We start from the raw sequence: 22051 nt of genomic DNA on the forward strand, positions 1-22051 counted from the left end.
TTATACACAATTGTCCCCATCATCGACGACTCGTAATCCTCGCAAAGTCTTCGCAGCGACATGAACTTCTTTCAGGCCAAGCCAAATCGTCTTCACGCCGGGCTCCCCATCGCTCTTCCGGCCGAGGAAGCCGCCAAGGCGTGCAATCAGGCGAAGCACTTCATTCAGCGTTGGCTTAGCAGGCTGTTTGACACGGGTCAGCAGATAGGCGCCGCGTATTTCATCCGGGTCGAAGAACAAGTCAGCGTCCAGGTCCGGGCAAGTGCGTCCGAGCCGCATCAGATGCGCTATGCGCCAAGCGACGACCATGAACAGTGCCAAAGCGCGCTCAAGGCGTTCTATCGCCGACAACTGGAGCGCTTCAACGCGACAGGCGTTCTTCAGGATGTTGAACAGCGTCTCTATCTCCCAGCGCGCGCGGTACCAGTCAATAAGCTCAATCGCATCGTCCAGACTAGCTGCGCTGCGATTTGTCAGGAGGCGCCACTCGATTGGCTTGACGCCGGCAGGCGCATCAAACTCGCGTGCGACGATGCTCGTCGCCGCGACCGTCTTGCCCTTACCTGCTGGCAGATCAACCCGTTGCACCCAGAGTTGCTGACGCACGGTGCGGGCCTTGACGCCATGGCGCGATCCCATCGTGAAAGCGATCTCGCCAATAGGCTTGCCGCTGATGGTGCGCTGCCACAGCTTCTCGCCATCCGGCAGGCAGCGATTGTGGGCCGCACGTATGAGCCAGTCGGCGGGCGTACCGAGTTCTTGAGCATGCAGCATCAACGCCATCAAGTCGGCTTCGCGGTCTGCGACATAGACCAAGCGCGTGCTGGGGAGCTCCAGGGCCATTTCAGCGATGCGCTCGTAACCTTCAATCCAACGCAAGCTTTCCTTTGGCCCACCGCGTTTGCCGAATTTATCCCGCTTCTCACGCGCCCACATCCACGCGTCCAGCACACCAAGCGGTTCGCGTTGCGGCGTGACGGCGTAGGTCGGATGGAGATACATACCCCGCTGCGCCTCATAGCTCAGCGGCCCCAGACCGATAGCCCCTTGACCGTTAAAATCAAGTTCCGTCGTATCCTGAAGACACAGCACGACGGGTTCAGCCCCCATTCTCTGCCGGGTCTGCTGCCAGTGCGGCGCCAGAATATCGCGCCAGTCAACGCTGTCGTTGCCAAAGAAGCGATACGCTCCCATGGTCTCGCTCCAGCCGTGGCAAGCCTTCGGTACGCTGGCCATCGGATCGGCCGCAAATCGCTCCATCAACATCCTCGCTCGCTTGTCGAGGCGCGCATCACCGAGATCCAGGTGGGCAAACTCAGTCGCTGCCCAGTGTGTCGATTCAATCGTCAACGCGTCACCCAAAATGCGACAGTAAACGCGAGACTTAGAGAGTTTACAAGGGGCGCTTCAACTCGTTGAAAGTAAACGCTTTTCCCGGGCGCTCTGGTCGCTTTGGAAGGTCAGAGATGTGTAAAACCGCATGCCTTGACGGGTGCCTTGGACGTTTTACCTTCATCCACCATCTTCTGGAATGCCGGCGACTCGCTGAGCTTCAGGCGGATCCACACCGAGATTCCCAGCAGTACGATCGACAGCAGGAACGGGATGCGCCATCCCCAGGCACTGAATGCCTCTTCGCCGATAAGCGTCCGCACACCGAGAATGACAAGCAGCGAAAGAAACAGCCCCAGAGTTGCGGTCATCTGGATCCATGAGGTCCAGCCGCCCCGCTTGCTTGCTGGGGCATGCTCGGCCACGTAGGTTGCAGCGCCACCATACTCCCCGCCCAGCGCCAGACCTTGCACCAGCCGCATCGCCACGAAGAAGATTGGCGCAAAAATGCCGATCGTGGCGTAACCAGGCAGCAAACCTACGAAGAACGTCGAAGCACCCATCAGCAGGATGGTCACAAGAAACGTGTACTTGCGGCCAAGCATGTCGCCCAGGCGACCGAACACTACAGCACCAAGAGGCCGCACGGCAAAGCCGGCAGCGAAGCTTAGCAGGGTAAAGATGAAGGCGGCGGAGGGGCTCACCCCCGCGAAAATGGCCTTGCTGATAAAGGGTGCGAGCGCGCCGGCAAGGAAGAAGTCATACCATTCAAAGATGGTACCCAACGAGGACGCGAACACTACTGTGCGGCTGCGGCCCGTCATTTTCTCGGACCGCGCGGACTCTTCGATAGTTGTGGTTAGCATGGAATGTCTCCGGATTGGAAGTGGTTTTCATGAACCACTTTCCTATGGATGCAGCGTCGCAATTGGCACAGAATCGCCGGTATCGACCACGCGAACGGACTGAAGCTCGCGACCGATGCCCGGTGAGTGCCAGTGGCGACGGCGGCCCGCGCATGCGTGGCCGGCCGCGGCCATTGGCGGTGCGGGGTCCTCAGGCGTTTCTGGACAGGTGCAGAACCAGCGACGTTGCGTCGAGATCCGCACCACCGGCTTCCGCGTGCCTGGTCATCAGCGCGTATGCGGTTTCAGCGGTTTCCAGGCGGGCACCAACCTCGCGTCCTGCTTCGACGGCGAGGCTCAGATCCTTGGCCAGGAGCCAGGTCTTGAAGCCCGGTTTGTAGCCATTCGATGCCGGCGATGCCTCGACGACACCCGGTGCCGGATTCCAGAGGCGGAAGGACCAGTTGTCGGCAGACGACCGCGTAGCGATCTCGAAGAACGCCTTCATGTCGAGGCCAAGCCGTTGCCCCAGGGCCGTAGCCTCGCAGTTGACCGTGACGCTGACTGCCATGATCAGGTTGTTCACCACCTTGGCGGCCTGGCCTGCGCCCGGGCCACCCACGTACGCGATGTAGTCGCCAAGCGGTTGCAGCAATTCGGTCGCCTGCCCCGCATACATCTTGTCGCAGCCGATCATGAACGTCAGCGTGCCATCGCGGGCACCCTCGGTGCCGCCCGAAACCGGCGCCTCGACAAATACAACACCAGCCTTCTCTGCGGCGGCATGCAGCTTGCGCGCATAGTCGATGCCGATCGTCGAACAGTCGATCACGATTGTGCCGGGACGCGCGCTTGCAAACACGCCATTCGCCGACGTCATGACTTCGTGGACATCTGCGCCGGAAGGCAGCATGCTGTACACCACGTCAGCGTCCTTGCACGCCGCGGCGATCGTTTCGGCAACCAGCACGCCATTGGCAGCGGCGTTCTCGCGTGCCGTGGCGTCAATGTCTACACCGCGGACGGTGTAGCCCGCCTTGATCATGTGTTTGGACATGGGGTTACCCATCAGGCCGAGGCCAATCCACGCAATAGTGGGCATGGCGATGCTCCTTTTCTAACGATGTTTGGTAGTGGCAATGAAGTCCGATGCGTTGGAGCCCCTGCGTCTCCTGGACAGTGGCGGGCTCCTGGACTGCGACGAATCTTAGGATCCGGAATGCCGGAGGCACAGCGCACCGGCGGCCAATGGCTGTGCAAAAATGTGGGAACCGTGGAGCGCTGTGGAGCGGGGGATCAAATCAGACGCTCGCGTCGCGTACCGACACCCTTTTCATGCGCCGGTACGCTGCGTGGCGCTGGACATGCGGGTCGCCGCGTTCGATCCCGCACTGGCTGACGCCGCAGCGCGCCCCCGAAGGCCATAGCGATGGCGAGCATGCGCTGCTGCATCGCCAGTTATGCCAAGCTACGGGAGAGCAAGCACTCTGCCGCGTGTGCACCGTGAGATACTCGCCTGAATCGTTGTGAGACAGCTTCGGTGACAGGACGGACGTTCGGCAACCATTCCGGCGCCAGCGCCGGCTTACGCTTCAGCAATGCACGGCGATTGCAAAACTAGCGAGCGATCACCCGCATATCATTGCCGATATCGCGTGCCGCCTCGCGAACGCGCCTTCAGGAGAAATCTTGCTCGCCGATTAATTTGGCTGCGCGCTGACATTGTCGGTAATACCGGCCATAGGCGAAAAATGGCTCGCCAATTCATTGGCGAGCCATTTAAAGAGCCAATGGATATCTTGGCCTTATTCGGCTTACGCACTCAATCTGGTGTCTAGCCAGACCGAGCCGTAGCGGGTGTAGGGAGGAGGAGTTTCGATGTGTTCCTTCAAATCGTCAGCAGCGCTACGCACCCAGAATGGGTCCCGGAGCATCTGCCGGCCCACGAACACCAGATCGGCGCGGCCATTTTGCAGGATCTCTTCAGCCTGACGACCATTCTGGATCAATCCAACTGCGCCCGTGGCAATGCCTATCTCCCGCCGAAGCAGTTCGGCGGCCGGCACCTGGTACCCAGGATAAGCCTGTACCTTGATCATCTTGATACCGCCTGAACTGCAATCGATCAAGTCCACACCCTGCTCTTTCATCCAGCGGCCGTATTCGAGGAACGAATCCGGAGTGTTGCCCCCTTCGCTGTAATCGGTGCTGGAAATCCGGACGAACAGGGGACGGTCTCCCCAATGCCGTTTCACCTCTTCGATGATCTCACGCACGATTCGATAACGGCGCGCCGCGTCGCCCCCATATTCGTCATCGCGCGTGTTCGCCAATGGCGAGAGGAACTCGTTCAGCAGATAGCCATGCGCGGTGTGGAGTTCCAGCACGTCGAAACCGGCGTCGCGGGCACGGCGTGCTGCGCGGCCAAAGGATTTGACAAGCTCTGGGATTTCCTCCACCGCAATCTCGCGAGGGACAGGACTTTGCGGAGTGAATGGAATCGCTGAAGGGGCGATACGAACGACACCTGGCAAGTCCGCGTTACGGCCCGCATGACCAATCTGGGCGCCAACCTTGGCACCTAAGCTGTGCAGCAGATCGGTCAGGCCGCGCAGGCCCGAAACATGATCATCACTCCAGATCCCGAGATCGCCCTGACCAATTCGCCCGTCCTCGTGGACGGCTAAGGTTTCAAAGAAAATCAGACCCGCCTGGCCCAGGGCACGAGCGCCGTAGTGGACGCGATGCCAATCCGTAACCAGGCCGTCTTCCCCAGCGCTATGCATGCACATCGGGGACATGACGACGCGATTTTTCAGTTTGAGGCCTTTGATTTCAAAGGGGGATAACAACAGACTCATCTTGACGCTCCGTTAGGTTCTGATGTGAGCCGATGCTAAACTCAACCTGCGATTTTCGTAAGTTACGCACAATTTTGTGCAGTAGGCACATTTTTTATACCACTATCTGGGCGAGGCGCTTGAGATGAAGCTTGGAATTCCCCATGGAGAGGTCGAGGCATTCGCCTGCCCCGTTACATTTACAGTGGATGTGATTGGGGGAAAATGGAAATCCCTGATCCTCTTTCATCTCATGTCCGGAACCCGTCGCTTCAACGAATTAAGACGTCTGATGCCAGAAGTGACTCAGCGGATGCTTACGCTGCAACTGCGTGAGCTCGAGGCCGACAACATCATCACCAGGGAGATCTATCGGGAGGTCCCGCCAAAGGTGGAGTACTCATTGACGGCGCTTGGCTTGACGCTAGTACCTTTGATTAGCGCGATGCGCGACTGGGGAGCCGCCCATGAGCAGGTAATCGTGGCCCGCCGACAAGCCCTCAGGGGCGATAGCGGAGACGAAGCGTAGGCATGCAAGCATGCGACTCGACTGAGTTTCCATCGCCGCGCAGCAGCCGGCATTGGTGCCGGTCCTGTCCCCGGCGTTGGTGGTGACGCGCCAGTTCCGGCTGAATTGGCGTGAGGACCTGTACAAGCCCGGGGCGCATCACGGCATGATGGGTCTACCTGCGGACGGCCATTGACGAAAACGCGGCGCTACTGGCAGGCAATCGGCAGAGCTCAAGCTCGGCGAGAATTCATGGTACGCGTCCCGCGCCGCTGGACTACGCGACAGCAATTCATCGTTCACTCAGATTACGGGGTCATGCCGGGATAAAGCCGGAAATGACACTTAACACTAAAAGTAATATAGAACGCCGCTCTTATGCGATTAGTTGCGTGGCGTCAACTGCTCCAACGGCTCGATCTGACGGAGCCAGCCTTGCAGCATCGTGACGATTCGCAGCACTTCGGATAGCGTGTCGAACGCCAATTCCGGCAAACTTTCCTCGCCGGTTGCGACCGTCATCCCCGCGCCGTTGATGACGGTATGCGCCATCCCGTGCAGGCGCAGCAGCATATCGCGCAGCCCATCTTCGCCGCGGGCTTCGCTCAACATGGCGTCGAGATCGTCCACCATGCGCAGTAGGCTCGTGGTGTCATAGGTTTGCTGTGCTTGCACCAATGCTGCCCGGTCCAGGCGACCGTAGGCCGTCTCGACCGTATCGTCGGAATCGCTCATATCAAATCCTCCTGATTTGTTGTTGCTGCTCAACCATTGCCGGCGTCGGCGCGCGCTCGTTTCACGGCTTGGCGGAACAAGGATTCCTTGAGCCACGGCTCCGGCGGCCGCTTCAAATCGAGGTGGTAGTTGCCGAACCGCTTGACCCCGGTCGTGCCATACGGGCTCATGAAGGCGGCATCGGCCGCGGAAACCGGTTCGCCGGCGGCGTGAAGGTCTTGCATGATCCGCATCATGTCGACCGTATTCTGCAGAATCACGGCCGAGGCCACCAGATCGATATAGCGCACGCGCTTCTGCTGCTCGTTCGGATCGTTTTCGGTAATGACGTCGCCGCCGAAATCGAGCCATTTGGTGAAGGCGTGATACGACTCGATCTTGTTGGTGGTCGCCGTCACCTCCTGCCGCATGTCCTTCTGCGAGATCCAGCGCAGCAGGTAGACTGTGCGCAGCACGCGACCGAGTTCTCTTGCCGCCGCAAACAGTCGGTTGTGCCGGCCCTCGTGGCTCAGCTTACGCAGCAGCATCGGCGACATGACGCGGCCGGCCTGGATTGAAATCGCCACCTGCATCAGATCCTTCCAATGGCTGCGGATCAGCTGCCAATCGATGACATCGCTGAACAGACGGTCGATGTGCTTGTAGCGGATGCCCTTCTCCGCCTTGTAGAAGCGCAGATCCTTCCAATTGCGGATGCGCGGCATCAACTGGATGCCGTTCAGGTAGGTGAATGCAAAGACGGCTTCGGATTGGCCGTGCGTATCCGAATAGACGGTGTCGGCCTGGACACTCAAGCCGGCTTTCAGCAAGCCCTCGATGACGTAAATGGCCTCCAGCACGCCTGGCGGGATGAAGTGGCGGAACACCGCGATGTAATTGTCGGCCACATGCCGGTAGGCCACGGCGCCCATGCGGCGGTAGCGGAAATGCATGCCGACCAGAAGGTTCTGCTCGTAGAAGTCGTACTGAGTGCCGTCGGCGGCCACCTTCTTGCCTTCGCCCCACAGCTTCGGCAAATCAAGGCGTAGATACAGCTCGGTCAGGTCGCGGCAGGCATTGTCCAACTGCTCGAGGCCCATGTGGCGCTGATTCACGTACGACAACTGATGTGGCGTCACGCCGTTCGACAAGTGCCGCGCCGCCTGGTTGGGGCCGAGGTTGCAACCCATGGCAAAGACGGTAAGCAGATAGCGTTCGCGCGCGTTGCGCAGTTTCGGATCGTCGCCGGATTGCGGGCCAAAATGGCGGGTGAACCCCGTCCAGTGCTCGATGTTGGCGAGGATGTCCAGCAGATTGCGCGGCACGAGCCGGCTGTCGATGGCGGCTTGCAAGGCAATGGCCGACGGCGGGACTTCGCGCGCCGTGACACGCGTGAGCGTAGGCTCGCCGCTGGGGCTGATCGTCACGTCGCCGGCATGCTGTGGGAATTCACTGTCGACCTGTTCGGCCGTCTGGGTCAGCAGCTGCTTGAGGTCGTTGACAAAGCCTTGCGCATCGGACGCCAGGCCGATCCGGTCGCAATAGTCCTGAAGCAACGCCTGACATTCTTCCCACGGCATCAATTGCTGACGAAGGTCGGCAAAGTTACCCGATCCTTCGATGCAAACGTCGCCGCAGCGCAGATCGCCGGCGAGATGGGAAAACACGCACACCTCCAGGTAGCGCCGATTCGTCGGCTTGCCCAAGGTCTGCGAGCGGCGCACCAGCTTGCGCCAGCGCTCGGATGCGAACGACAGGTCCACCTCGTCGGCGAGCCAATCGGTCTTGCGGTGCTCGTTCTGCAGCACGACGTCCAACGCCTTGAGCAGTCGGCGGTCTTCGGTCGCCGCGACAAAGCGCAAGCCCTTCGCCATCTGGAACATCGCCGCACGCCATGATTTGAAAGGCTTCCACAGCAAAGGCAAGTGATTGCCGTCGCTCCAGACGCGGATCGCTTCGCAATCGGCCTGCAGCTTGTCCAGATCGCCATGCGGCGCCAGCAGCTCGCGCACGCGCTGTCCGGTATGGGCATCGTCCAGGTCTTCGGCCAGAATGCCGATGACCAGCTCGAGCGCGGCGACCAGCTCTTCGCTCAATTCGCGCTGGCGCGCCTGGATGATGTCAAGTTCTTCCTTGGCACTCTTGTGGATCGCCCCCATGCGGCGGATGAACATTTCCGCGATGTCGTCGCGCGCGCCGATGCGCATCTGGCGCACCAAGGCCAGGATCAGTGCGTGTCGCTTGGCGGGCCGCAAGTCCTTCATGTCGCCGGCGTCGAGGGCGGATGCCATGTTGGCCAAGTGTTTTAGTTTGGTCGCCGGAACGCTGTCGAGTAGCGTGTCGCTGTCAGGCAGCGATTCGAGCCACTCCAACTGGTCCAGCACCAGGTCGAGGTGTTTGCGCGTCGCCTTCTTTGCGGATCGCTTGATCTGCTGATAGAGCGAGCGCCGCGCCGGCAGCTCGGTTTCCAGCAGTTGATCGAGCCATTGGCGCTGGTCGGCGGACAGGCGCTGCGCGATCTGGCGATGGAGCGCGGCTTCGGCCATGGCATGGGCCTGCTCCGCGATCTCGTCGAGCGTCCTGAAGGCAGGCAGTTCGTAGCCCAGCCGAACCAGTTCCTCGATCGTGATGTTGATGATGTCCACGCGTGTGTCCACCACGCCGGCGGCTTCCTCGGTGAGTCGGATTGCGACGAGGCGCGTCTGGGCATCGGTGTAAGGCTTGATGCCCAACAAGGTGCGGATCACCTTGTGATGCCGATAGCGCGCGGTATGCGCGGCGGGATAGGTGATCTGCCGTACCGGCGCCATGCCCAGGCAGGCCGACACGTGCTCGATGACTTCCGGGGGAACCGCCTCCACCGCCGGAAAGTGGCGCAGGAACTGGAAGCACTTCAGGTTGACCAGAAGCGCGAGGCGCCGCTCCGCGGTGCGGGCGAAGCCTTGCGCCCACTCAATTTCCTCCGGCCGCGGGGTGAACGAGGTCTGCAGATCCTTGAGCGTGAGCGTACGCGGAAAACGCGGATAGGCGGTGCGTTCGATGCTGGCCATGCAAGGGACTCCCCAACATGCGTTCCTTGTTCGCAACGGCTCGTTGCGCGGATCGCGCGCAAAGGCGCCAGCATATTCTGCCGCTGCCTGAATGCCAAGCCTGCTGCCATTACGCGGGGTTGGGGCCTGGTAGCGCGCCCGGCAGCGCCGATTCGATCCGGCGTCGGGCAAACGGGTCGGCCGCTTCGACATAGCGCATGGCCGAGTGGACATCCTTCCAGCCGACATATTCCATCAAGGTTTTGAGGTCCCAACCGTTGGAGGTCGCCCAATTGGCGAACCCGCGCCGCAGCGAATGCCCGCTATACAGCTCAGCCGAGGCGATACCGGCGTGCGCCAGGATCGAGCGCAGCAGCGGCACCAGGCTGTCGGCATGCAGCCCCGCCTCGCCGACATGGCCCCAGCGATCAATCGCGCGAAACACCGGTCCGGACGTCAGCCGCGCCGCTTCCACCCAGGCCGCATAGGCCTCGACCGGGCACAGCCGCGACAGCGCCGGCGCCTTGAAGGTGGTGCCCTGGTAGTGGCGGTCGCCCTTCGTCTGCGGGAAATAGCAGGTCATGCCTTCTCCGGGCGCGATGGCGACATGCTCGACCAGCAGGCGCGTCAACTCGTCGCCACGGAAGCCGCGCCAGAAACCGAGCAGGAGCAGCGCCTTGTCGCGCCGGTGGCGCAACTCGGCGCCGCGGTCACGCTCGGCGCGTGCCGTCTCGCTGGCGGCATCGAGCCAGCGCACGACCTGGTCCAGCTGCGCGAGCTGCAGCGGTTTAGCGCGCTTTTCCTGGGCGGGGTGCAGCGCCTGAATGCCGCGGAACACCTTGCGCACCACCGGCGCCTTGGTGGGATCGGGGAAGCCCTGCTCGAGATGCCATTGCGCCAAGGCGGCCAAGCGCTGCCGTAGCGTGTTGACCGACAGCGTCTCGGCTTGGTCGGCCAGGTAGCGCGCGATGCTGTCGGCGGTCGCCGGCAGGAAGCCGCCCCAACCGACCTCGAAGTGCCGCACGGCCGACTGGTAGCTCTGCCGCGTGTTGTCGCGCGTGGCGGCCCGCAGGTACTGGTCAAGCTTGCTCATCGGGGGGGCTCCTGTCGCTGGGCGAAGGCCGTATTACGGATCAAAGGGGCCAAAGCTGGCCGAATTTGCGCATGATACCGGATAACGCCGCCTTATCCGGTGTGAGTTTCCTCCCAAATCGTCATTGTCATGTGCGGTATTTTGCTATGTAATTACGTGGTATGTAATCTATTACGATATTTCGAGGACGCCCGATGGCCCGCACCGGACTCTACAAATCCGAAGTGAAAAAGGCGCGCGACGCGCTCATCGCGCAAGGCAAGCACCCGTCGGTCGACGCCGTGCGCATCGCGCTCGGTAATACTGGCTCGAAGACGACCATCCACAAGTACCTGCGGGAACTCGAGACCGAGGACGGCGGTGCCGCCGGCCGCAAGGCTTCTATCAGCGAGGCGCTGCAGGATCTGGTGGAGCGGCTGGCCGCGCAATTGCAGGAGGAAGCCAATGCGGGGATCGATGCCGCGCGCGCCGAACACGCGGAACAGGAGCGCCGGCACACGGAGCATCTGGCCGCCGCACACCGCGACGCCGAGCAATTAGGCGGGCACGTGCAGCGCGTCGAGACGGCCCTGCAGCAGGAGCGAGACGCGCACGGCCGCGCCCGCGAGACGCTGCAGCAAGAAACGATCGCGCGCCACACGGCCGAGCAGCAAGTCGCCGACCTCAAGGAGCGGCTGGCCGAGAACGAAGCCCACCGGCGCTCCCTCGAGGAAAAACACCAGCACGCGCGCGAAGCCCTCGATCACTACCGCCAAGCGGTCAAGGACCAGCGCGACCAGGACCAGCGCCGGCACGAGCAGCAACTCCAGCAACTGCAGGCCGAATTACGCCAGGCGCAGCAAACCATCGTCGTCAAGCAGGAGGAAGTCACCCGTCTGAACCAGGACGGCGCGCGCCTGGTGGCCGAACTGTCCCATACGCGCCAGGCTCTTCAGCAGGCTCAAGAATTCAGTCGACGCCAGACGCAAAAGCTCGAAGCGCTGCAGCCGATCGAGCAGCGCAACGGCGTGCTGGCGACGCAGCTCGCCGACAAGGATGCCCACGCCCAAGCGCTGCAGGAACAATTGGCGGCAGCGTTGGCACAAGCTGGCAGCCTGTCGACGCAGGTGCGCGAGCTTGAGCTGGCCTTCGCGCAGTCACAGGCCAAATGCGAGGCGCAGCAAGACATCGTAGCCGAGTTGCGCACCTATCTCGTGGCCAGTGGGCGACCGACATAAAGATGCCGTTCTTTATTACTTTTGGGCTTATGTGTCATTTCCGGCTTTATCCCGGCATGACCCCATTACCGACAGCCTTGGCTTACGGGAGCAGCAGATGTTGGTCCCGCTGGGCGTAATCGCGCAACAGTTGCCAAGCCTTTTTGAATCGTCCGACATTCTTCAGTTCGGCATGCATGGTGATCCAGTAGCTTTTTCGGATCGCAATCTTGCCGTCAAGTACTTGAACCAATCCCATGTCAGCCGTCACCAGGTATGCGGGGAGAATGGCAATGCCCAGTCCCGCCTGTGCGGCAGAACGTTGGGCCAGGATACTCGTGCTGCGAAACCTGGTACTGCCGGGCCGCGTCAGATGGTTTGGATTTGGCACATCCTTTGCCAGCACCATCCCTGCAACATAGTCGATGAACGCATGGCCTGCGAGATCGTCTGTCTTCGCAATCGTCGGGACGGCCGCAAGGTATTGCGCAGAGGCGTACAGACCCAGGCTGTAATCAGCGAGCTTCGAAACAATGTAGGGACCACGCTGCGGCCGGTCGATGGTAATGACAATGTCAGCTTCGTTCCGGGGCAATGGAATCGCTCTAGGCAGGGCCAGAACATCGACAGACAGGTCTGGAAATTGGCGCATGATCTCCGCAGCATGCACGGGCAGCAGCGAAGTCCCATAGCCTTCATTGCAGCCAACCCGAATCAAGCCATTGATATCCGATGAAGGCAGACTTGCCTCCACAACGGCATAGGCTCGCTCCATCTCTTCCACTTTGGCCAGCAGCGCGATACCTCTATCCGTTAGTTCAAAGCCAGCCGCTGTCCGGACAAAAAGTGGGCTTTCGAGCGCCTTCTCCAAAGCGTGAATCCGCCTCGCTACCGTGGTGTGCTCCACGCCAAGCCTCCTGGCAGATACGGTCAGCTTTCCCGTACGTGCAAGCTCCAGAAAGAATCTGAGGTCATCCCAATTCATCGTGCGTTCCACATGGAGACATGTGCAAGTCTGCACAGTGAGTGTGCATGATACATGACGGATTCCGGAGCACTTGTCGTGATACGTTTAAGTCCTCGACGGGGCAATGCCGGCATCTATCCGTAATTGCGAAAAGTCGCTTAGTGTTGTCAACCGATAAATTCAACGAGCGGAGGCAGATTTATGTCAGTAATTGGTTTCATAGGGCTCGGCAATATGGGCCTGCCCATGGCGACGAATTTGCTCAAGGCTAACCATGCTTTGAAGGTCTTTGATCTAAATCCAGTTGCACTGGAGACGATCGGAAAATTAGGTGCCACGGTGTCGGCGCATGCCATCGATGCTTCGCAGGATGTGGATGTTGTGATCACCATGCTGCCGAACGGCAGCATCGTTGAGTCGACGTACCTCGGCGAGCATGGGATTCTGCAGCAGGCCAACCGTGAGCCAATCTATATTGACTGCTCCACCATTGCTCCGGAGTCGTCAAAAAGGATTGCCGAGGCAGCGAATCGACATGACCTCGAAGTCGTCGACGCGCCGGTTTCCGGTGGGATCATGGGTGCGCGCGAAGGAACGTTATGCTTTATCGTTGGCGGCGAAGCGGGAACGGTAGGAAAGATCAATCCGATACTTCGCGCAATGGGCAAGACAGTCATCCATGCCGGCGGACATGGCTCAGGGCAATTGGCGAAAATTTGCAACAACTTGCTCGCAGCCGTATTGATGACCGGCACCGCGGAGGCGCTGGCACTGGGAGTCAGGAACGGGCTGTCACCTCGCATCCTGTCGGATGTGATCCGGAACAGCAGCGGACGCAACTTTATGGTGGAGCGCTGGAACCCGTGGCCTGGCATCCTGCCAGATGTGCCATCAAGCCATGATTACAACGGTGGCTTCCAGGTCAATCTCATGCTCAAGGATCTGGGTCTGGCATTGGACTGTGCCCAAGCTTCACAGGCGAGCGTTCCACTCGGAGCCCTGGCCAGAAACCTTTTTACCCTGCATGGCGAGGCGGATGAAGATAATCCGCTTTCTGACATATCCAGTATCCAAAAATTGTATTACCCGAATCCTCAACAGAATTAAGGAAAGGCTGACTAAAATGACCAAAGCTTATTGGGTTGCACATGTAGACATTTTCGACGCAGAGGCCTATTCCATCTACGCAAAGGGAGCGACAGAGAGCTTTGAAAAATATGGTGGAAAGCCGCTGGCCAGGGGCGGATTTACGCAACATCTGGAGGGGGAAATCCGGCCAAGGAACGTAGTGATCGAGTTTGACAGCATGGAAGCTGCATTGGCGTGCTATAACTCGCCAGAATATCAAGCGGCAAAATCTCATCGTGAAGGTAAGGCTGTCGCCGATCTGATGATCATGGAAGGAACGGAATAACGGACGGCGAACGACGATTCAGGGCGGGCCGCAGAAGGCCCAAGAAGTCCAATTGTGGTGTCGCGGACAGTCAAAAGGCTAAGCACTCGCCAAGAGTGAGGGACCACGGCCGCGGCCGACCGTTAAGAGTCGCCCCCCCGAGCAGAAATACCGTTTCGTTCAACTTTTTTCTTTCGTGAGCCTCTCACGCTTCAGGCTCCATCCGATTCGCACCGAACTTCTGCACTGCAAAGTCCAGAAAACTCCGCAGCTTCGGCGTCATTCGTCTGTCAGACGCATACAGTGCATGCAACGGACGGGCAGCCGGCTCATACTCGGGCAAAAGTCTTACTAACCGCCCGGCCTCGATCTCTTCAGACACCAGCTCGTGCGGCTGCAGAAGTACACCCATACCTGCAACTGCAGCCGCACGAAGTGCCTCGCCGCTGTTGGTCGAGAATCTGCCGCTAATCGGCACGGACACGCGCCCGCGGGGCCCGTCGAACGACCAGTGCGTGCGAAGCGACGTGTGCGAAAAGACCAGGCATTCATGATGTCGAAGATCTTCTGGCGTACGCAGCTGTTCCGCTGACTTCAGATAGTCGGGTGACGCGCACAGGAGCAAACGATGCGGCGCCAAAGGTCTTGCGAGCAAGGAGCTGTCTGGGAGCGCCCCAGTCCGGAAGACAACATCGAAGCCCTCGTCCACCAGGTCTACCGTGCGGTTGGTGAGACATAGGTCCACGGAGACGTCCGGATGCTGCCTGAGATACCCCGGGATCTCAGGTGTAAGCGCGTGACTGCCAAAGGTAATCGGCGCGCTGATGCGAAGCCGGCCCCGCGGTTTCGAGCGAGTCTCCGCAATCATTGATTCGGCCGCCTCCATTTCCGCCAGGATGTTCTTCGCCTGCTCGTAGAAGACTTGACCGCTGTCCGTCAGGCTCTGACTGCGTGTCGTGCGGTTCAGCAGCTTGACGCCCAAGCTTTGCTCCAGCGCCCGTATCTGCTTACCCGCGAGCTGCGACGACAAGTTCAATTCGTTGGCAGCAGCGGAGATGGAGCCAGCTTCCACGGCTCTCACAAAGACCTCCATGCATTTCAGTCTGTCCATTTGAAACGTTCCGTTTATTGTCTTGGTCTTTTTTCATCATTTTACCCGCAACGTTTCATGCGTACACTCATCACGTCGAAACCTGCTGACCTGGGTCAGCTCAAACCTGGAAGAGAAACTGATGCAATCCATCTCTAAAAATGCAATCCTTGCGGCGACTTTGGGAACTGCTGCCTTGGCCTCGACTGCTGCACCGGTCAGCAACGACGACGTCCAGAAGCCTACTGTCGTGCTCGTTCATGGCGCATTTGCCGACGGTTCGTCGTGGAACAAGATCATTCCGATCCTTCAGGAAAAAGGGCTGCGGGTGGTGTCGGTCCAAAATCCGCTGAGCTCTCTGGCCGCCGACGTTGCTGCGACACGGCGCGCTCTTGACATGCAGACTGGTCCGGTGGTCCTCGTGGGACACTCGTGGGGTGGCGTCGTCATCACCGAGACGGGCCAGCATGAGAAGGTCAAGTCGCTGGTCTACGTCGCTGCGTTCGCTCCGTCAGTAGGGCAATCGGTGATCGACATGTCCAAGGACTATCCGACTCCCTCAGGTTTCAACCATATCGTCACGGACAAGGAGGGTTTTCTGACCCTCAGTCCTGAAGGTGTTGAGAAACACCTCGCCCAAGACGTTACGACGGAACAAGCAAGGCTGATGGCCGCTACACAAGGTCCCGTGCGCGGAACAAATTTCGAGGAAAGGGTTTCTGCCGCTGCCTGGATGACGAAACCTTCATGGTATGTAGTGAGCGAGCAAGACCGCATGCTGCAGCCGGCGCTACAAACAGCGATGGCACAGAAGATCTCGGCTCATGTCGTGAGCCTGCCGGCCGGGCATGTGCCGCAGCTGTCCCGGCCATCTGATGTCGCGAAAGTGATCCTCGCAGCCGCGGCGCACATGTCAAAGTAGCAGTGTGTTGAGGCGCTCGGATCGACATACGTCGGCCGTCGCGTGTGTTCAGAAGAATGAAGGCATCAGAATGACAGGCATGATCGTCGGACTACCCTGACGGTTCTCAGGTGGCGGGCTGGCGCGATGCGCTAGCGCTCTGATCCCTGCAGCTTGGACCGGGGCGACGCATACCAGCAAAACGATGCGGCAGATTGCTTACGGCGCGCGCCGTCAGGCGCGGCGGGACACGAGGTGCTCGCCCCGCCAACCATGCTGTTCAAAGGCTGAAAGTACCGGAGAGCCGGCTTCTGCGAAATAGTGGTGCGGTGTCCGGGAATGCGGAAGAATGCGTCCCTAATCGCCGGCGAGTCGATGCAGATGCATCCCGACACGGTGATCCATCGCTGTCAGGGCTATCGCGATCTCCGTGAATCTCAGTGACGATCTGGACTAGCGGCGTCCCTGGCCCATAGATGCCGAGGACGCCTTCTAGCCCCAGGGCGCGCCGCTGCGCCTCCGGAATAATCCCACCGACAAATACCCGGCACGATATCTCCGCGCTGCCGCAGGGCATCGAAGATCCCTGTTGGGTTCTCAAATTGTGCAGCAAGTGGGGGGCTGCGCAGCGCTAACCAGTCTGGATGCGACGCTGGGCTTGCTCCCCCGGCCCCGTCGCGCTTGGCAGGAGCCGGTGGGCGTAGCGAGCGATCGGAAACTCGAAGGTGCCCCGAAAATTGATGCCGTCGAGATGGGTCGGGCCGATCTGACGTAGGTCTTCGGTGCGCATCCTTTCTCCCCCGATGGCCCGATCGCATCCAGCGCACGTTGCATGTGCATCGTATTCCAGGCCATCAAAGCATTGGAGAGCAAGGTCAGGGCCGACGACACGGCCGCCAGCGATGCGTCATGTCGCGCCAGTTCGACCGGGATCTTGCCCTGATGGATCGCCCGCTGGATCACATGGAGGGCCTCGCCGCGGTTCAACGCGTGCTGCATCTCATGGCGGAACGCGGGAATGGTGAAATAGTCGATCAGGAAGATCGGTTTCAGGCACATGCTGCATCGCATTCCTTCAGGATCCAGCCTGGTCTCTGTTGGCAGATCGCGCCAGTGTGCTGGCGCGCCTGGATGTGGAGGTAAATTTATGGCGGTTAATTGCGTTTTAGTTGAGCAGTGCACCGGGCGCCGCACAATCCTAGAACATGGCGCTGCTCATCAACGCCTTGGCCACCAGCACACCCTCATCCGGCACTGCGGCGTACACCGAGACGTCCGTCACCACCTGCCTGCGGCCGCGCCGAACCACCATCGCCACGGCCCGCAGCGCCGTGCCCTGGGCCGGCGCGAGGTACTGGATCGACAGGGAACTGGTCGCCCCACCCTTCACCTCATCGGCGCTGGCACCAGACGCCGCCGCAGCCGCCCCGGCAATATCGACCAGCGTGGCTATCACGCCGCCATGCACGATGCTGCCGTGGGTCACGTTGGTCGGCAGGAACGGCATCTCCAGCTCGACATGATCGGGGGCCAGGCTGGTCAGCCGCACGCCGAGGGCGCGCGCCACGGGGGAGCCAATCAGGACGTTGTCGACCATAATGCGCATGCGGGGGTCGACCGCGGCGTGGCGATCGTGTTGGCGGGGCAAGGTGGCGAGGGCTTGGGACATGCTGGGCTCCTGTGAGCGGCTTAAGTCATGCCTGCAGCGTAACGGCATGGCCTACACAGCTCAATTACGTCAGACGTAATCCTCGCCAGCCCAGCCCGGCATTCCGACTGCCTGTCGCTCGTACCCGATATAATGGCCGGCCGTTTCACCCCAACCCCTCCCGCCACCATGCCGTCGCCCTCAGAATCCGCCCCGCTCCGCCCCGAACCGGACCACGGCACCACGGATTCCACGCTGTCCGAGCGCCCGGACAGCCCCTGCATCGGCATCTGCTCTACGCTGTTCGACGAGATCTGCCAGGGCTGCGGCCGCACCGCGGCCGAGGTCAGCAACTGGGTGTTCTTCAGCGAAGAGGAAAAACAGGTGGTCTGGGAGCGCATTACCCGCGAAGGCACGGGGAAGCGGTTCCGCCAGGGCTAAGGCTGCGGCGATCAGCCGCCCGCCAGCCGCCGCTCCATATCTTCGATTTCGCGCCGTTCCACGCGCTGCCGGGCAAGCTTGCGCCAGTTCACGGCCAGCGGTGCCAGCTCTGACATTTCCGCGAGCGCGGCATAGTCCAGCCGGTCGACATACAGCACCTGCAGCAAGCGCTGCAGCGACCATTGCGGACAGGGGCGCGCCACCAGTTCCAGCGTATCGCCCGCCGCCACGTCGCCAGTCTCCAGTACACGGTAGTACCAGCCGGTGCGCAGGCTTTGCTGCACGGCGCGCGACATGCCGGCATAGCCAAATCGATAATTGAGTTTCCAGCATGGCTGGCGGGCCTGCGATACCTCCACCAGCGCCGTGCCCAGACGGAAGCGGTCGCCGATGCAGACGGCGGCCTCGGTCAGCCCGGTGGTGCTCAGGTTCTCGCCGAAGGCGCCCGCAACATCGAGCACACCGTTGCCTTGCGCACCTTGCGCAGCCAGTTCCTCGCGCCACGCCGGGTAATGATCGAAGGCGTAGTGGTGCAGCGCCTTTTCCGGGCCACCGTGATGGCGCGGATCGCCCTGCCCGTCTCCTTCAAGTCCAAGCGCCGTCACGCGAATCCGCTCGCCAGCCGCGGTCTTGGCGATGCCGCTGGGCACGCCCTTGGGCCCGAACGGACGCACCTGTCCCGTCAACACGGCGCCGATCACCGCGCGCACAGGCGATGCCGGCTGGCTCATAGCCCGGCTTCCTCCAGCCAGCGCGCGAACATGCGCTCGCCCGCGGCCGCCACGGTGGCGCCGACTTCGGCGGTGCGCGTGCGGATGGTGCGCGGATCGACGCCGGCCTTGGCCAGCTCGACGGTATGGCCGATCAGCCAGGCCTCGATATCGCGCGGCATGACCTCAGGGTGGAATTGCAGCGCCAGCACCTGGCTGCCGATGGCATAGGCCTGGTTCTGTACCGCGGCGGTGGACGCCAGCAGTTGCGCTCCGGGCGGCAGGTCGAAGGTATCGCCATGCCAGTGCAGCACCTCCCAGTGGGCGGTGGCCAGTTCGGCCAGCGCGGAATCCTTTCCCGCCGGCGTGGGCGAAATCGGCGCCCAGCCGATCTCGCGCGTGCCCGCGTAGACGCGCGCGCCGGCAGCACGCGCGATCAGCTGCGCGCCCAGGCAAACCCCGATCATCTTGCCGCCAGCCGCCAGGCGTTGGCGGATCAAGGCGATCTCGGCCTCCAGCCAGGGATAGGCTTCGGTTTCATAGACACCGATGGGGCCGCCGAGGATCAGCAGCAGGTCGGCCGGATTGTCCGCGATAGGTGCCAGGTCATCGACACCGGCCTGGAACACCTGCAACGCGTGCCCGCGCGCGCGCAAGGCATTGCCGATCACGCCCGCATGTTCGAATGCGACGTGCTGGATCACATGGGTGGTACGCGTTGCCATCGGGGCTCCTGCCGGTCGAAAGGGGTCCCCATGGTAGCGTCAATTGCTGCGCCCCGCGAAGACCATGGCAGGATCTCGCCTAATTGCGAGCATTCTTAGCACGGCATGTCATGCCCTGCGCTATTTGGTCGCAGCCGGCACCAGGATCAGCGTATCTGGCGCAACCTGCTGCGGCGGCGATGGCACGGGCGGGATGGTCACGTACTCGACCGCCGCCCATTTGCCGGTCCAGTCGCGGTAGCGCGGCAACAGCGCGTTGCCTGACTGCCCGGTGGAGTCCATGAACCGAGACACCTCCAGGTCCGCCAGGTCATAGAGCGCACGCACGCTGGCCGCGTGGGTGTTCTCGAACGGCGCCTTGTCGTCGCGCAGGTTGTGCCGGCCGACATTGACCGTATAGGTATCGCCGCCGGTCGGCACGCGCAGGTTGAACAGCGGCGACAGGTACGCGACCTTGCCGAAGGGCTTGTGCTCGGAGCGGGCGGTGTGCGCCTCGCCCCAGCGCCAGCGGGCGGCGTCGTCACCATAGCGGCGCGACAGGTCCGCCATGGCCTGGGTCCAGGCGTCTGCGATGGCGTCGTCGCAGGTCTCGGCCGGGCGCGTATGCTGCCGGTCGCACCAGAACGCGCCCAGCGTACGCGGATCGCGCAGGATATTGAGCATGGGCTGCTGCACGTTACGCTGGTCCCACAGGCGGACAAAGATCGCCTCGCCCGCTTTTTCCTCGAACAGCCGCCGCGACAGCTCGCGCAGCCAGGCGGTGACCACCAGCGGCTCGGCGCGCGCCGGGTCCATGGTGCCGTCCCACTTGCGCAGCGCTTCCAGCAAGGCGCGTTCGCGTTCGGGCCGCGCTGCATCCCGGCTGACGGGCGCGGCCAGCAGCAGCGGCAAGGCATCGCGCACGGCCAGCGAGACCACGTCTTTCTGGATTGCCGCAAAGCTGTCGAAGCTGTGCCTGGGCGTGGCCGCCAGCAGCGACTGGATCCGGTCAAAGCGATACGGCACGGTCCATTCGCTGGTGATGAAGTACGGGTAGTCCGGCGCAACGACGCGCTGGTTGGCCGTCACGATCACGCCTTCGGCCGGGTTGTAGCGGTGCGGCAGTGCCTCGAACGGAATAAAGCCGGTCCAGTCGTAGCGCGCATCCCAGCCGGGCGCCGGCGCCAGCCCCTTGAGGTCGTTGTCGGCCCGGCGCAGCGGCACGCGTCCGGGCGCATAGAAGCCGATATTGCCGTCGACATCGGCATAGACAATGTTCTGCTGCGGCGAATGGAAGTCGCGCAGCGCCGCGGTGAAGCCGGCCCAGTCGCGCGCCTCGTTCATCCGCAGTCCCGCCTGGAAGGTGCGGTCGTCCGGGCGCAGCGCGGTCCACTGGAAGGCCACCACATACTGCGCGCCCAGCGGTCCCGCGGCAGCTGAAAGCGGCTCGGCCACATCGGAAATCACCGGGCCGTGGCGCGTGGCGCGGATCTTCAGCACCACGTCCGGGGCGCCCTTGACGCGGATGGTCTCGGTGCGGGTCTCGAAAGCCGCCCAGCCGTCCGGGGTCTGGTACTGGGTGTCGTTGCCGGGGCGCAGCCGTTCGATATACAGGTCCTGCACGTCGGGCGCGGTATTGGTCAGCCCCCAGGCGATGCGGTCGTTGTGCCCCAGCACCACCAGCGGCATGCCGGGCAGCGTGGCGCCGGTCACGTCCAGGCCGGGCGCCGTCATCCTGGCGAAATACCACAGCGCTGGCGCCTGCAGCCCGAGATGCGGGTCATTGGCCAGCATCGGCTTGCCCGATTGCGTATGCGCGCCCGACACCACCCAGTTGTTCGAGCCCATGCCCTCGACATACCCCGGCGGCGCCTTGTCGCCGACGCTGGCCATGGCATTCGCCAGCGGTGCCAGTTGCTTGTACAGATGGCCGTAATCCATGGTGCGCACCGGTTGCTCGCCCGGATACGGCGCCAGCAACTCGCTGATGCGGGCCACCGGCAGCACTTGCGCCAGCCGCATGCGCAGGGTTTCCTGGGTCCAGTTGCCGCCCAGGTCCCAGGCCATCATGGTCTGCCAGCCCAGCGTATCGGCCGGCTCCCAGCGCTCGGGCTGCGCGCGCAGCAGCAGGAATTCAGGCGGCAGCGGGCCCTTGCGATGGTCGATCCAGGCATTGACGCCGTCGGCATAGGCCTGCAGCGCGGCACGGGTCTCGGGCGAGGCCTGCGCCAGGATGGCCTCGGCATTGCGCCGCACGCCCAGCGTGCGCAGGAACTTGTCGGTATCGAGCGCGGACGGCCCCAGGATCTCCGCGAGCCGGCCTGCCACGACGCGCTTGTTCATCTGCATCTGCCACAGCCGGTCCTGTGCATGGACGTAGCCCAGCGCAAACCAGGCGTCCGCCTTGCTGGCGGCGCGGATATGCGGCACGCCATGGCCGTCGCGCACGACCGTGACCTGGCCGCGCAAACCCGCCAGCGCTTCCTGGCCGGAAGCCGGCGGCTGCGCCGCATGGCGATACCAGACCAGGGCCCCGGCAGCGCCGGCCACCGCCAGCACCAGCAGCACCACCACAAACCTGGCCAGCCGACCGAACCAGCGCATCGTTGCTCCTCTCTTATCCTTGTCGTCGTTGTATTG

18 protein-coding genes and 2 pseudogenes are annotated in these 22051 nt (G+C 61.9%); 6 read left to right on the forward strand and 14 right to left on the reverse strand.

The window, feature by feature from the left end:
• From RS901_RS15885 to namA, 4 genes and pseudogenes are all read right to left on the reverse strand, one after another.
• Nucleotides 1-1350: an IS4 family transposase gene (locus RS901_RS15885; RefSeq protein ID WP_425476451.1), complete on the reverse strand. Its 1350-nt coding sequence runs from the start codon at nucleotides 1348-1350 to the stop codon at nucleotides 1-3.
• Nucleotides 1351-1487: 137 nt separating this feature from the next.
• Nucleotides 1488-2156: pseudogene (locus RS901_RS15890) on the reverse strand (MFS transporter); the annotation flags it as partial.
• A gap of 232 nt (nucleotides 2157-2388) precedes the next feature.
• The gene (mmsB, locus tag RS901_RS15895; RefSeq protein ID WP_316149745.1) at nucleotides 2389-3279 is read right to left on the reverse strand and encodes a 3-hydroxyisobutyrate dehydrogenase; all 891 of its coding nucleotides are present in this window, start codon (nucleotides 3277-3279) and stop codon (nucleotides 2389-2391) included.
• Between the two features lie 712 nt (nucleotides 3280-3991).
• A complete protein-coding gene (gene namA / locus RS901_RS15900; RefSeq protein WP_316149746.1) occupies nucleotides 3992-5038 on the reverse strand; it encodes an NADPH dehydrogenase NamA in 1047 nt (348 codons plus the stop codon).
• A gap of 124 nt (nucleotides 5039-5162) precedes the next feature.
• Between namA and RS901_RS15905 the strand changes: the two genes are divergently transcribed.
• Nucleotides 5163-5546 carry a helix-turn-helix domain-containing protein gene (locus RS901_RS15905; protein ID WP_316149747.1) on the forward strand — a complete coding sequence of 128 codons (384 nt, stop codon included), beginning with the start codon at nucleotides 5163-5165 and terminating at the stop codon, nucleotides 5544-5546.
• Between the two features lie 363 nt (nucleotides 5547-5909).
• On the opposite strand, the gene tnpC is transcribed toward RS901_RS15905, so the two are convergent.
• The 3 genes from tnpC to RS901_RS15925 all read right to left on the reverse strand — a co-directional run bounded on the left by tnpC (nucleotide 5910) and on the right by RS901_RS15925 (nucleotide 10361).
• Nucleotides 5910-6260 (reverse strand): Tn3 family transposase post-transcriptional regulator TnpC, encoded by a 351-nt coding sequence (gene tnpC / locus RS901_RS15915; RefSeq protein WP_316149748.1) that lies wholly within the window; start codon nucleotides 6258-6260, stop codon nucleotides 5910-5912.
• 29 nt (nucleotides 6261-6289) lie between these two features.
• Entirely contained in the window at nucleotides 6290-9289 is a 3000-nt protein-coding gene (locus RS901_RS15920) for a Tn3 family transposase (RefSeq protein ID WP_316149749.1), read from the reverse strand.
• Nucleotides 9290-9398: 109 nt separating this feature from the next.
• Nucleotides 9399-10361 carry a site-specific integrase gene (locus RS901_RS15925; protein ID WP_316149750.1) on the reverse strand — a complete coding sequence of 321 codons (963 nt, stop codon included), beginning with the start codon at nucleotides 10359-10361 and terminating at the stop codon, nucleotides 9399-9401.
• 194 nt (nucleotides 10362-10555) lie between these two features.
• Here RS901_RS15925 and RS901_RS15930 point away from each other — a divergent pair, with 194 nt between their 5' ends.
• Nucleotides 10556-11578: a DNA-binding protein gene (locus RS901_RS15930; protein WP_316149751.1), complete on the forward strand. Its 1023-nt coding sequence runs from the start codon at nucleotides 10556-10558 to the stop codon at nucleotides 11576-11578.
• An 82-nt stretch (nucleotides 11579-11660) separates the two neighbouring features.
• Here RS901_RS15930 and RS901_RS15935 read toward each other — a convergent pair whose 3' ends face one another.
• Nucleotides 11661-12542 carry a LysR family transcriptional regulator gene (locus RS901_RS15935; RefSeq protein WP_316149752.1) on the reverse strand — a complete coding sequence of 294 codons (882 nt, stop codon included), beginning with the start codon at nucleotides 12540-12542 and terminating at the stop codon, nucleotides 11661-11663.
• A gap of 183 nt (nucleotides 12543-12725) precedes the next feature.
• On the opposite strand from RS901_RS15935, the gene mmsB (RS901_RS15940) reads away from it, so the two are divergent.
• Both mmsB (RS901_RS15940) and RS901_RS15945 read left to right on the forward strand, forming a co-directional pair.
• Nucleotides 12726-13631, forward strand: a complete 906-nt coding sequence (mmsB, locus tag RS901_RS15940; RefSeq protein WP_316149753.1) for a 3-hydroxyisobutyrate dehydrogenase — start codon at nucleotides 12726-12728, stop codon at nucleotides 13629-13631.
• A 16-nt stretch (nucleotides 13632-13647) separates the two neighbouring features.
• Nucleotides 13648-13938: a DUF1330 domain-containing protein gene (locus RS901_RS15945; protein WP_316149754.1), complete on the forward strand. Its 291-nt coding sequence runs from the start codon at nucleotides 13648-13650 to the stop codon at nucleotides 13936-13938.
• A gap of 184 nt (nucleotides 13939-14122) precedes the next feature.
• Here RS901_RS15945 and RS901_RS15950 read toward each other — a convergent pair whose 3' ends face one another.
• Nucleotides 14123-15028, reverse strand: a complete 906-nt coding sequence (locus tag RS901_RS15950; protein WP_316149756.1) for a LysR substrate-binding domain-containing protein — start codon at nucleotides 15026-15028, stop codon at nucleotides 14123-14125.
• A 121-nt stretch (nucleotides 15029-15149) separates the two neighbouring features.
• On the opposite strand from RS901_RS15950, the gene RS901_RS15955 reads away from it, so the two are divergent.
• Nucleotides 15150-15929, forward strand: a complete 780-nt coding sequence (locus RS901_RS15955) for an alpha/beta hydrolase (protein WP_316149757.1) — start codon at nucleotides 15150-15152, stop codon at nucleotides 15927-15929.
• Nucleotides 15930-16539: 610 nt separating this feature from the next.
• Here RS901_RS15955 and RS901_RS15960 read toward each other — a convergent pair.
• Both RS901_RS15960 and RS901_RS15965 read right to left on the reverse strand, forming a co-directional pair.
• A pseudogene (locus RS901_RS15960) lies at nucleotides 16540-16955 on the reverse strand (Tn3 family transposase); the annotation flags it as partial.
• Nucleotides 16956-17106: 151 nt separating this feature from the next.
• A complete protein-coding gene (locus tag RS901_RS15965) occupies nucleotides 17107-17577 on the reverse strand; it encodes a PaaI family thioesterase (RefSeq protein ID WP_316149758.1) in 471 nt (156 codons plus the stop codon).
• A 168-nt stretch (nucleotides 17578-17745) separates the two neighbouring features.
• Here RS901_RS15965 and RS901_RS15970 point away from each other — a divergent pair, with 168 nt between their 5' ends.
• On the forward strand, nucleotides 17746-17997 hold the full coding sequence (locus tag RS901_RS15970; RefSeq protein WP_316149759.1) for a DUF1289 domain-containing protein: 252 nt from the start codon (nucleotides 17746-17748) through the stop codon (nucleotides 17995-17997).
• A gap of 11 nt (nucleotides 17998-18008) precedes the next feature.
• Here the strand turns inward: RS901_RS15970 and RS901_RS15975 are convergent, their stop codons facing one another.
• The 3 genes from RS901_RS15975 to RS901_RS15985 form a co-directional block, all read right to left on the reverse strand.
• Nucleotides 18009-18728 carry an MOSC domain-containing protein gene (locus RS901_RS15975; protein ID WP_316149760.1) on the reverse strand — a complete coding sequence of 240 codons (720 nt, stop codon included), beginning with the start codon at nucleotides 18726-18728 and terminating at the stop codon, nucleotides 18009-18011.
• Nucleotides 18725-19432 carry a glutamine amidotransferase gene (locus RS901_RS15980; protein WP_316149761.1) on the reverse strand — a complete coding sequence of 236 codons (708 nt, stop codon included), beginning with the start codon at nucleotides 19430-19432 and terminating at the stop codon, nucleotides 18725-18727. The genes RS901_RS15975 and RS901_RS15980 overlap by 4 nt, the downstream gene beginning before the upstream one ends.
• A gap of 120 nt (nucleotides 19433-19552) precedes the next feature.
• Nucleotides 19553-22015, reverse strand: coding sequence for a penicillin acylase family protein (locus RS901_RS15985; RefSeq protein ID WP_316149762.1), 2463 nt, complete (start codon nucleotides 22013-22015; stop codon nucleotides 19553-19555).
• Nucleotides 22016-22051 lie beyond the last annotated feature (36 nt).

Origin of the sequence: Cupriavidus sp. BIC8F (assembly GCF_032465815.1) — a bacterium.
GTDB lineage: Bacteria > Pseudomonadota > Gammaproteobacteria > Burkholderiales > Burkholderiaceae > Cupriavidus > Cupriavidus necator.

What these genes read in the sequence shown, in the direction of transcription:
- namA (WP_316149746.1), bottom strand. Translation starts at nt 5,038, where the DNA reads ATGAGTCTGTTGTTATCCCCCTTTGAAATCAAAGGCCTCAAACTGAAA.
- RS901_RS15925 (WP_316149750.1), bottom strand. Translation starts at nt 10,361, where the DNA reads ATGAGCAAGCTTGACCAGTACCTGCGGGCCGCCACGCGCGACAACACG.
- RS901_RS15945 (WP_316149754.1), top strand. Translation starts at nt 13,648, where the DNA reads ATGACCAAAGCTTATTGGGTTGCACATGTAGACATTTTCGACGCAGAG.
- mmsB (WP_316149745.1), bottom strand. Translation starts at nt 3,279, where the DNA reads ATGCCCACTATTGCGTGGATTGGCCTCGGCCTGATGGGTAACCCCATG.
- RS901_RS15935 (WP_316149752.1), bottom strand. Translation starts at nt 12,542, where the DNA reads ATGAATTGGGATGACCTCAGATTCTTTCTGGAGCTTGCACGTACGGGA.
- RS901_RS15970 (WP_316149759.1), top strand. Translation starts at nt 17,746, where the DNA reads ATGCCGTCGCCCTCAGAATCCGCCCCGCTCCGCCCCGAACCGGACCAC.
- RS901_RS15985 (WP_316149762.1), bottom strand. Translation starts at nt 22,015, where the DNA reads ATGCGCTGGTTCGGTCGGCTGGCCAGGTTTGTGGTGGTGCTGCTGGTG.
- RS901_RS15920 (WP_316149749.1), bottom strand. Translation starts at nt 9,289, where the DNA reads ATGGCCAGCATCGAACGCACCGCCTATCCGCGTTTTCCGCGTACGCTC.
- RS901_RS15975 (WP_316149760.1), bottom strand. Translation starts at nt 18,728, where the DNA reads ATGAGCCAGCCGGCATCGCCTGTGCGCGCGGTGATCGGCGCCGTGTTG.
- RS901_RS15980 (WP_316149761.1), bottom strand. Translation starts at nt 19,432, where the DNA reads ATGGCAACGCGTACCACCCATGTGATCCAGCACGTCGCATTCGAACAT.
- RS901_RS15950 (WP_316149756.1), bottom strand. Translation starts at nt 15,028, where the DNA reads ATGGACAGACTGAAATGCATGGAGGTCTTTGTGAGAGCCGTGGAAGCT.
- tnpC (WP_316149748.1), bottom strand. Translation starts at nt 6,260, where the DNA reads ATGAGCGATTCCGACGATACGGTCGAGACGGCCTACGGTCGCCTGGAC.
- RS901_RS15955 (WP_316149757.1), top strand. Translation starts at nt 15,150, where the DNA reads ATGCAATCCATCTCTAAAAATGCAATCCTTGCGGCGACTTTGGGAACT.
- RS901_RS15965 (WP_316149758.1), bottom strand. Translation starts at nt 17,577, where the DNA reads ATGTCCCAAGCCCTCGCCACCTTGCCCCGCCAACACGATCGCCACGCC.
- RS901_RS15905 (WP_316149747.1), top strand. Translation starts at nt 5,163, where the DNA reads ATGAAGCTTGGAATTCCCCATGGAGAGGTCGAGGCATTCGCCTGCCCC.
- RS901_RS15930 (WP_316149751.1), top strand. Translation starts at nt 10,556, where the DNA reads ATGGCCCGCACCGGACTCTACAAATCCGAAGTGAAAAAGGCGCGCGAC.
- mmsB (WP_316149753.1), top strand. Translation starts at nt 12,726, where the DNA reads ATGTCAGTAATTGGTTTCATAGGGCTCGGCAATATGGGCCTGCCCATG.